This window comes from Wolbachia endosymbiont of Drosophila barbarae (genome assembly GCF_044752445.1).
GTDB lineage: Bacteria > Pseudomonadota > Alphaproteobacteria > Rickettsiales > Anaplasmataceae > Wolbachia > Wolbachia pipientis.
Genome location: NZ_JBIXJM010000248.1, coordinates 1 through 7739, shown reverse-complemented (window position 1 = coordinate 7739; position 7739 = coordinate 1). Strand labels below are relative to the sequence as shown.

Here is a 7739-nt window from a genome sequence, read left to right as displayed (position 1 = left end):
ACGTGAGTTTTTTTGTCATTTAATCTGTACAGAGAAGATAAATAAATAGCTTCAGTGTTTATGATAAGGGAGCTGGCGGAGTTTGTCAAGCAAGTTTTTTATTTCTAGCGGTTGTTGCCAAAAACTATACAAGAAGTCTATTGAAATTACGTATATCAATCGTTGTAAAATCACACAATTGCTCTGTAGAGCTATGCCCTGTAATAATTACTATACCATTTTGCTCAGAGCGTATTGAGATTAGGTTCAGCACTAATTCACACGTTGCACTATCAAGATTACAAAATGGTTCATCTATCAGCCAAACGTTTGCATTAGAAATCAAGAGGCGAGCAAGCGCAACTCTCCTTTTCCAGCCTGCAGAAAGTTCGCCATATCTAATATTAAGTACAGGTTGCAACTGCAAGCAACAAATAGCTGCCACAATCAATTCTCTAGTATTTCGTATTCCTGCCCAGAATTCTACGTTTTGAGCAACAGTTAAGCTATCTTTACAGGCATTCTTATGGCCTATATAGACCATAGAAGGTATATAGGATTTTGGATCATCATATATATCTTTTCCGCAGTGCCTTATATTGCCTGATACCGGTGGTAAAAGTCCAGATAAACTTCTAATTAAGCTGGTTTTACCACTACCATTTGGACCAGTGATTAGAATCTTTGATTTTAGCTCAGCTTTAAAACTGAGATTCTTAAATAGTACCTTATTATTACGAGCGCAGGATAAATTTTCACATTCAAGCATGGATTATCTGCCCTTCCCCTTATGTTTACCTTGAGTTGAAGCCTGAGCTTTAACAAACAGCTCCCAAAATCCTTTCTGTCCGCCTTCTCTATGTATCAATTGTGCAAAACGCTGCATTAAACCATTACCCATCATAACCATCTTTGTCCATTTACCTACCGGTTTTGCTATGTCAACTATTTCTGGATCTTCTTTATAAACTTGCACATCTTTTTGTTTCTCGCGTAGCGTTTCTTGTTGTTTCATCAACTCTTTTTGCTTATTTTTTTGATATAATTCATTGAATTTTCTGTCTTCTTCCCACTCTTCTTTAAAAACTTTTCTAGGAAATATGATTTTTCTAATGCGATTTTTGTATATTTTTCTCAAAAAGAGAAATACTGCAGCTACAGCAAGTAATGTTACGCTATATAATATGATCTGTGTAAGTGGCATTTCCTGTATCTAATTCATTAAAAATACCCTTACTATTATACCATAATTATAGAAATTGTGCAATTTTTTTGCGGGTAAAGACAATATAAAAGCAGTACTGCTCTATTTCGAAAATTGCGCAAATATCTGACGAACGGGCTTGTATGTAATAAGGTTTATTTCTATACTTCTTAAAGAATTTAGAAGTAAAACAAATATGAACTGCTATAAAACTCATACGTGCAATGAACTGAGGAAGAACGACGTAGAAAAGGAAGTTACCCTTTCTGGATGGTTATATCGTAAGCGCGACCATGGTAACCTAATTTTTGTTGATTTAAGAGACTTCTACGGAATCACTCAGCTAGTATTTAATAATGACAAAGACTTTTTTGATGAGATATCAAATTTAAAATTAGAGAGTGTAATTACTGTTACAGGAATAGTTGAAGCTAGAACTGAAGATACGGTAAACAGCTCTATTTCTACCGGAGAAATCGAGGTGATAGTCAACAATTTGCGCGTTGAGTCGGAAGTTGAGTTCCACTTTGATGAAGAAATAGCAAAAGAAGAAAGAAGTATATTGGCAAGCATTACCGGCGAGCAAGAATACCCAGAAAACATGAGATTTAAATATCGATTTCTTGACTTAAGACGTGAAAAAGTCCGCAACAATATTATTTTGCGCTCACAAATTATTGCAGAGCTCCGCAAGCTCATGATAGAGCGAGGATTTTTAGAGATTCAAACTCCAATACTCACTGCTTCCTCTCCTGAAGGAGCACGCGACTACCTAGTGCCAAGCAGGCTAAATCCTGGCAAGTTCTATGCATTGCCACAAGCTCCGCAGATTTTCAAACAGTTGCTCATGGTTTCAGGGTTTGATAAATATTTCCAAATTGCACCGTGTTTTCGTGATGAAGACGCAAGGGCTGACCGTTCTCCGGGAGAGTTTTATCAGCTAGATCTTGAAATGTCTTTTGTAACTCAAGAAGACATCTTTCAGATTATTGAGTCTACCTTATATAGAGTGTTTGCTAAATTTTCTCGTAAGTCTGTTGATAAAGATTTTCCACGTATTACATATAAAGAAGCAATGCTTAAATATGGTTCTGATAAGCCAGATCTGCGCAATCCACTATTAATCAGCGATGTTACAGAAATTTTTCGTGATTCAGGGTTCAATATTTTCAAAAGCAATATTGAGCGTGGTATGGTAGTGAGAGCCATCCCTGCACCTAAAACAGCAGAGGAACCACGCAGCTTCTTTGATAAAAAGATAGAACATGCGCAAAAAGAATTCGGTGCTAAGGGTCTCGGATATATAACGTTTGATAAAGATGGAACTGCGAAAGGCCCAATTGCTAAATTTCTTGATGAAAATAGGCTAAACCACATAAGAGAAGCAACAAACATAGAGCCAGGAGATAGTGTATTTTTTGCTTCTGACAAAGAGAATGAGGCGGCAAACATTGCAGGAAAAGTACGCACTCTTTTAGGGTCAGAACTCAGTCTTATAGATGATAATATCTTCAAGTTTTGTTGGATCATTGATTTTCCATATTTTGTATATGACGATAAAAGTAAAAAAATCGATTTCTTTCATAACCCATTCTCCATGCCACACGGTGGTCTGAAAGATTTAGAGGACAAAAATCCACTGGATATCCTTGCTTACCAATATGATCTTGTTTGCAATGGAATAGAACTGTCAAGTGGGGCGATTCGTAATAACAAACTGGATATCATGTATAAAGCTTTTGCCATTGCAGGTTATAGCCGGGGAGAAGTTGATACAAGATTCGGTGCACTTGTACGTGCATTCAGATTTGGTGTTCCTCCTCATGGTGGAATAGCACCAGGAGTTGATAGAATAGTTATGCTGCTTGCTGATGAGCCAAATATTCGTGAAGTAATCTGTTTTCCTATGAACCAGCAAGGTGAAGATGTTCTAATGGGTGCTCCTTCCAAGGTGGAGGATAAGCATTTACGTGAATTATCCTTGAAGGTTATTGAATGAAAAATTTTATAGCAAGGAGCACCGGTTAATGATATATTAGGTTATGTTAAATTGAAAGACCATGAATAATATCCAAAAAGCAATACTATCGGGCATGATCTGTAACATGATTGTGTGGTATGAACTCACTCTTTTTGGAGTATTAACAGATACAATCATCAACGTTTTTTTCCCATCAGAAGATCATTATTTGAGTACACTCAAATTCCTTGGTGTTTTTGCAATTGGTTTTGCGTTTAGACCAATTGGTGCAGTAATTTTTGGTTATATGGGAGATAAGTATGGCAGAAGAAAGACTTTACTTACTTCAGTAATATTAATTTCAATATCATCCACAATTATGGGAATTATACCTGGGTATAAAGAAATAGGGTTGCTTTCACCTGTATTGCTTGTGTTTTGTAGAATAGTGCAAGGAATAACTGCAGGAGGTGAAACAAGCATTAATACAGCATTTACGATAGAGCATTCAAAAGATAAAAAAAATCTAGGTTTCTTAGGAAGTATGAAGCCCTTTAGCGGAGCCCTTGGAACGCTCTTATGCATAACAATGATATTTATCTGCAAAAGAGTTACAGGTGAGAACTATGAAATATGGGGATGGAAGTTGCTTTTTTATTTTTGCTTTTTTTTGGGGACAATAGGTTTTTTAACTAGGTACATATTAAAAGAAAGCTTAGCATATAAAACTAATAAGTACGCTAATAATTTAGCACATTCACCATTGTTAGAACTAGTAAGAAACTATAAAAGACCGCTTATTATTTCAATCAATCTGGGAATTGCTCAGAATGCAATTGTCTACGCAGCAATAATGTTTTATAATATATCAATAAAAGAGCTAGTTATTTTATCTATTAGTGTTAAAGATTTAATGAGGATAGTAATACAGGTTGTATTTGCAGCATCTGCGGTACTTTTTGCAATTTTATCTGATAAAGTTGGAAGAAAACGCGTAATGATTCCTGTACTGATTATGCTATCTCTGATTGGTACATGTGTATTACCATTATTATCTTCCGTTAACCACTATGTCGTAATAATAACTTACTTATTGATTACTATACCAGTAGGTGCATCTTTTGGAATATATGGTTCTGTTATTTGTGAACTGTTTCCAACAAAAGTAAGATGCACTGGCGTAAGCTTAGCAAATAATATATCTGCAGGAATTTTTGGTGGCCTTTCTCCATACATATGCATGTGGCTTATAGAAAAAACCGAAACAAAACTTGCAGCAGGCATTTATCTTACTGCCTGCGCATTAATTAGCCTAATATCTGTGCTTCAAATTAAAGCCAAAGACAGAAAAGTTGATTGGTGAAATCGTTTCAGTCGAAAAATAGCGCTTCAATGGATTTTTCGATGTGTTTAGTGATAGGAGCGGTGATAGTGATTTCTTTATTGTTTGGCAGTTTTAAAGATAAAGAATGCGAATGAAGGTGAATTTTATTTGCTATCCCATCAATAAAAGCTTTTTTACCACCATATTTACCGTCACCAAGAATAGGGCAATTTATATGAGCTAAATGTGCACGTAACTGATGGGTTCTGCCGGTAATTGGTTGTAATTTTAAATAAGCAACATTGTGTTTGGATTTTGCTATAATTGAAAAATGCGTAGTGGCATTCTGAGGTGAATTTTCATCAACGACCACTTTTTCTTGACCTGAAACATATTTTTTCACCAATGGATAGTCTATTGTTCCACTATCCTTGCTCGGTATGCCAGAAGTTAATGCTAAATAAGTTTTTTTTACTCTTCGTCCTTTAAATTCTTCCATAAGGTATCTGGCAACATTAGCGTTGCGTGCGAATATTATCACTCCACTCGTATCTCTATCTAGCCTATGGACAATTTTAAATGTTTCTCCCTCTCTTATTTGGTCAAGCAAATCACTCATGCTAATCTTTACTTTTACGCCACCTTGAACGATGACCCCTGCGGGTTTGTTTATAGCTAGTATATATTCGTCTTCATATAATATGTTCTCTCTTAGTAGATTCACTAACTTTTCATTATATTTGCGATCAGAATTAGCGTTTTCAATATAATGCAAGTGCTTCAGCGTTATAGTTTGCCCAGAATTTACTCTATCACTGGACTTTGCTTTGCAATCATCAACTTTGATTAATCCTTTCCTTAAAGATTTTTCAATTACAGATTGCTTTAGATCAGGAAAGATTCTTCTGATGTACCTATCCAGCCTAACGTTATCGTCTTCTATTAATATGGTTTTTATACTTTGTAGCATTCCATTATTTATAATGAATATCTAGTGAAATGTCAATTATTGGTGTCATTCCAGTGTCAAGCACTGGAATGACACCGAAGGGGCTACTGCCGTCATAAAGGAACCAGTGTCAGCTACTCGGATGACAGGAGAAGGAGACTACTGAGATGACAGCTAGCCTGACAACCGTCATCCCGCTGCTTGTTAGCGGGATCTAGAGATACCGCGAATGAATCGCGGTATGACGGTTCGCGGCGGCATGACGTAGAGCTTGCGTTAGCTATACTTTTATACTCACCAACTCAGCTGGATCCAAGTAGTCAGAGCACTGGGATGACAAAAAAAGGAGGGCACTTGGATGACGGGAGAAGGAGCTATTTGGATGACATCGTTTACTATACAATGTTTGTACAGTTCTGGATAAAAAAATTAGCTAACAAATTTATAAACATCAGTATACAGCTCATCAACGCTTGGTTCTTTACTATTTTTGGCAAAATCTTCCGACTTTTTTACTAAATCACGTATTTCCTTATCAATTACTTTGCACTCTTCTTCTGAAGCCATTTTATTATCTGTCATGTATTTCTTTAAAGTGCTTATAGGGTCATGATTTTGCTTCATATCTTCAACTTCTTCTTTTAAGCGATAAGTAGCAGGATCTGACATTGAGTGACCGCGATATCGATATGTCTTCATTTCAAGCAGGATAGGCCCTTTTCCGCTGCGTGTGTGTTCCGCTGCTTCGCTTGTAGCCTCATAAACAGAGAAAAAATCCATTCCATCAACTTGTTTTCCAGGAATACCAAAACTTTCTCCTCTTTTATATAACTCTGTTACTAAAGTTGACCTTTGCACAGAGGTTCCCATTGCGTATTCATTATTTTCTATGATGTAAACCACAGGCAACTCCCACAAAGATGCCATATTAAACGATTCATATACTTGTCCTTGATTTGCAGCACCGTCACCAAAATATGTAAATACCACATTATCTTTTTTCTTATATTTATTAGCAAATGCTATTCCTGTGCCAATTGGAACTTGTGCTCCCACTATTCCATGCCCGCCGAAGAATTTTTTTTCAACGTCAAATACGTGCATCGAACCACCTTTACCTTTCGAGCATCCTGTTTCTTTGCCGGTAAGCTCTGCCATTACAACATTTGGATCAGAATCACATGCGAGCATTAAGCCATGGTCTCTATAACTTGTGATAAAAGCGTCACCTAATTTTGATGCAGCTTGAGTTCCAACTGCAACTGCTTCTTGTCCTATTGATAGGTGACAGAACCCGCCTATTAATCCCATCCCATATAATTGTCCTGCTTTTTCCTCAAATCTGCGTATGAGTAGCATTGTCCTGTAGAATCCAATTATCTGTTCTTTAGTGAAATTTTCTGCTTTCATATCGATTTCTTTTTCATTAAACTAACACAATACCAGGAATTTTAAATTTTTGCTAATGAACTATTACCACTGGCTTGAGGCTTTTCACGTTATCTCTGTTATCATGTGGATGGCAGGTATGCTTTATTTACCCAGGCTTTATGTCTACCATGCAACTGTAAAACCGGGATCGGAAAATGATAGCTTGCTTCAAACAATGGAAAAGAGGCTACTTAGATATATCATAAACCCTGCAATGCTTTTCTCACTTGGTCTTGGAATTACACTAATGGTTATTAGGGAAGCATATCGTGAAGGATGGTTTCATGTAAAAGCATTTGCAATACTTTTGATGTTAATTATTCATATGCTACTTGCAAAATATAGGAAAAATTTTGCAATGGGTTCGAATAAGAAGTCACATATTTATTTTCGCGTTTTAAATGAAGCAGTTACAGTATTGATAATAGTTATAGTTATTATGGTTGTTGTAAAACCTTTTTGACTGACCTTACCCAAAAAAAGCAGAAAGCTCGTATCTGTTCAGATGCATGGCTAATGTACAATACTGAAATAAAAATTCCAGTGCTCCCTTTCTTGTCATCCCAGTGCTTGACACTGGGATCCAGCTTTCTTTACAAATTCACCAAAAGTGCTTCATTCTATAACGCAAAACCCATACTTACCAAACTCAATGCATTACTTGCAATTAAGTTTCCTGGATGCCAGTGTCAAGCTACTCGGATGACACCGTTCTTTTTCCTGGATCCCAGTGTTAGCTACTTGCATGACACCATTCTTTTTCCTGGATCCCAGTGGGCTTTGTTGCATCGCTAGCTATGATGGATAAAGATAAAAAAGGTAGAGAATATCAGTAGCTTATTATTCTGGTATTTATAACAAGAACGGTCAGTGAATACCTAAATTTGAGTAA

Annotated in this window: 9 protein-coding genes; 5 read left to right on the top strand and 4 right to left on the bottom strand. The window is 36.4% G+C overall.

Annotation, left to right across the window (positions count from 1 at the left end; all coding sequences use genetic code 11):
- Window positions 1-124: 124 nt before the first annotated feature.
- Window positions 125-748: a heme ABC exporter ATP-binding protein CcmA gene (gene ccmA / locus ACIPNH_RS06315; RefSeq protein WP_155968378.1), complete on the bottom strand. Its 624-nt coding sequence runs from the start codon at window positions 746-748 to the stop codon at window positions 125-127.
- Between the two features lie 3 nt (window positions 749-751).
- Window positions 752-1183 carry a hypothetical protein gene (locus tag ACIPNH_RS06310; RefSeq protein WP_174515653.1) on the bottom strand — a complete coding sequence of 144 codons (432 nt, stop codon included), beginning with the start codon at window positions 1181-1183 and terminating at the stop codon, window positions 752-754.
- Window positions 1184-1379: 196 nt separating this feature from the next.
- On the opposite strand from ACIPNH_RS06310, the gene aspS reads away from it, so the two are divergent.
- Both aspS and ACIPNH_RS06300 read left to right on the top strand, forming a co-directional pair.
- Window positions 1380-3182: an aspartate--tRNA ligase gene (aspS, locus tag ACIPNH_RS06305; protein WP_007548818.1), complete on the top strand. Its 1803-nt coding sequence runs from the start codon at window positions 1380-1382 to the stop codon at window positions 3180-3182.
- Between the two features lie 61 nt (window positions 3183-3243).
- Window positions 3244-4506, top strand: a complete 1263-nt coding sequence (locus ACIPNH_RS06300; protein ID WP_006280528.1) for an MFS transporter — start codon at window positions 3244-3246, stop codon at window positions 4504-4506.
- 7 nt (window positions 4507-4513) lie between these two features.
- Here the strand turns inward: ACIPNH_RS06300 and ACIPNH_RS06295 are convergent, their stop codons facing one another.
- Window positions 4514-5437 carry an RluA family pseudouridine synthase gene (locus ACIPNH_RS06295; protein ID WP_155968382.1) on the bottom strand — a complete coding sequence of 308 codons (924 nt, stop codon included), beginning with the start codon at window positions 5435-5437 and terminating at the stop codon, window positions 4514-4516.
- A gap of 180 nt (window positions 5438-5617) precedes the next feature.
- On the opposite strand from ACIPNH_RS06295, the gene ACIPNH_RS06290 reads away from it, so the two are divergent.
- Window positions 5618-5935 carry a hypothetical protein gene (locus ACIPNH_RS06290; protein WP_400772279.1) on the top strand — a complete coding sequence of 106 codons (318 nt, stop codon included), beginning with the start codon at window positions 5618-5620 and terminating at the stop codon, window positions 5933-5935.
- On the opposite strand, the gene pdhA is transcribed toward ACIPNH_RS06290, so the two are convergent.
- On the bottom strand, window positions 5846-6826 hold the full coding sequence (gene pdhA, locus ACIPNH_RS06285; protein WP_400772277.1) for a pyruvate dehydrogenase (acetyl-transferring) E1 component subunit alpha: 981 nt from the start codon (window positions 6824-6826) through the stop codon (window positions 5846-5848). The two genes, ACIPNH_RS06290 and pdhA, sit on opposite strands and share 90 nt — an antisense overlap.
- 55 nt (window positions 6827-6881) lie before the next feature.
- Between pdhA and hemJ the strand changes: the two genes are divergently transcribed.
- Together hemJ and ACIPNH_RS06275 are read left to right on the top strand one after the other, a co-directional pair.
- The gene (gene hemJ / locus ACIPNH_RS06280) at window positions 6882-7310 is read left to right on the top strand and encodes a protoporphyrinogen oxidase HemJ (protein ID WP_010082641.1); all 429 of its coding nucleotides are present in this window, start codon (window positions 6882-6884) and stop codon (window positions 7308-7310) included.
- Window positions 7307-7642 (top strand): hypothetical protein, encoded by a 336-nt coding sequence (locus ACIPNH_RS06275; RefSeq protein WP_174515655.1) that lies wholly within the window; start codon window positions 7307-7309, stop codon window positions 7640-7642. Before hemJ ends, ACIPNH_RS06275 begins: the two co-directional genes overlap by 4 nt.
- The last annotated feature ends 97 nt before the right edge of the window (window positions 7643-7739 follow it).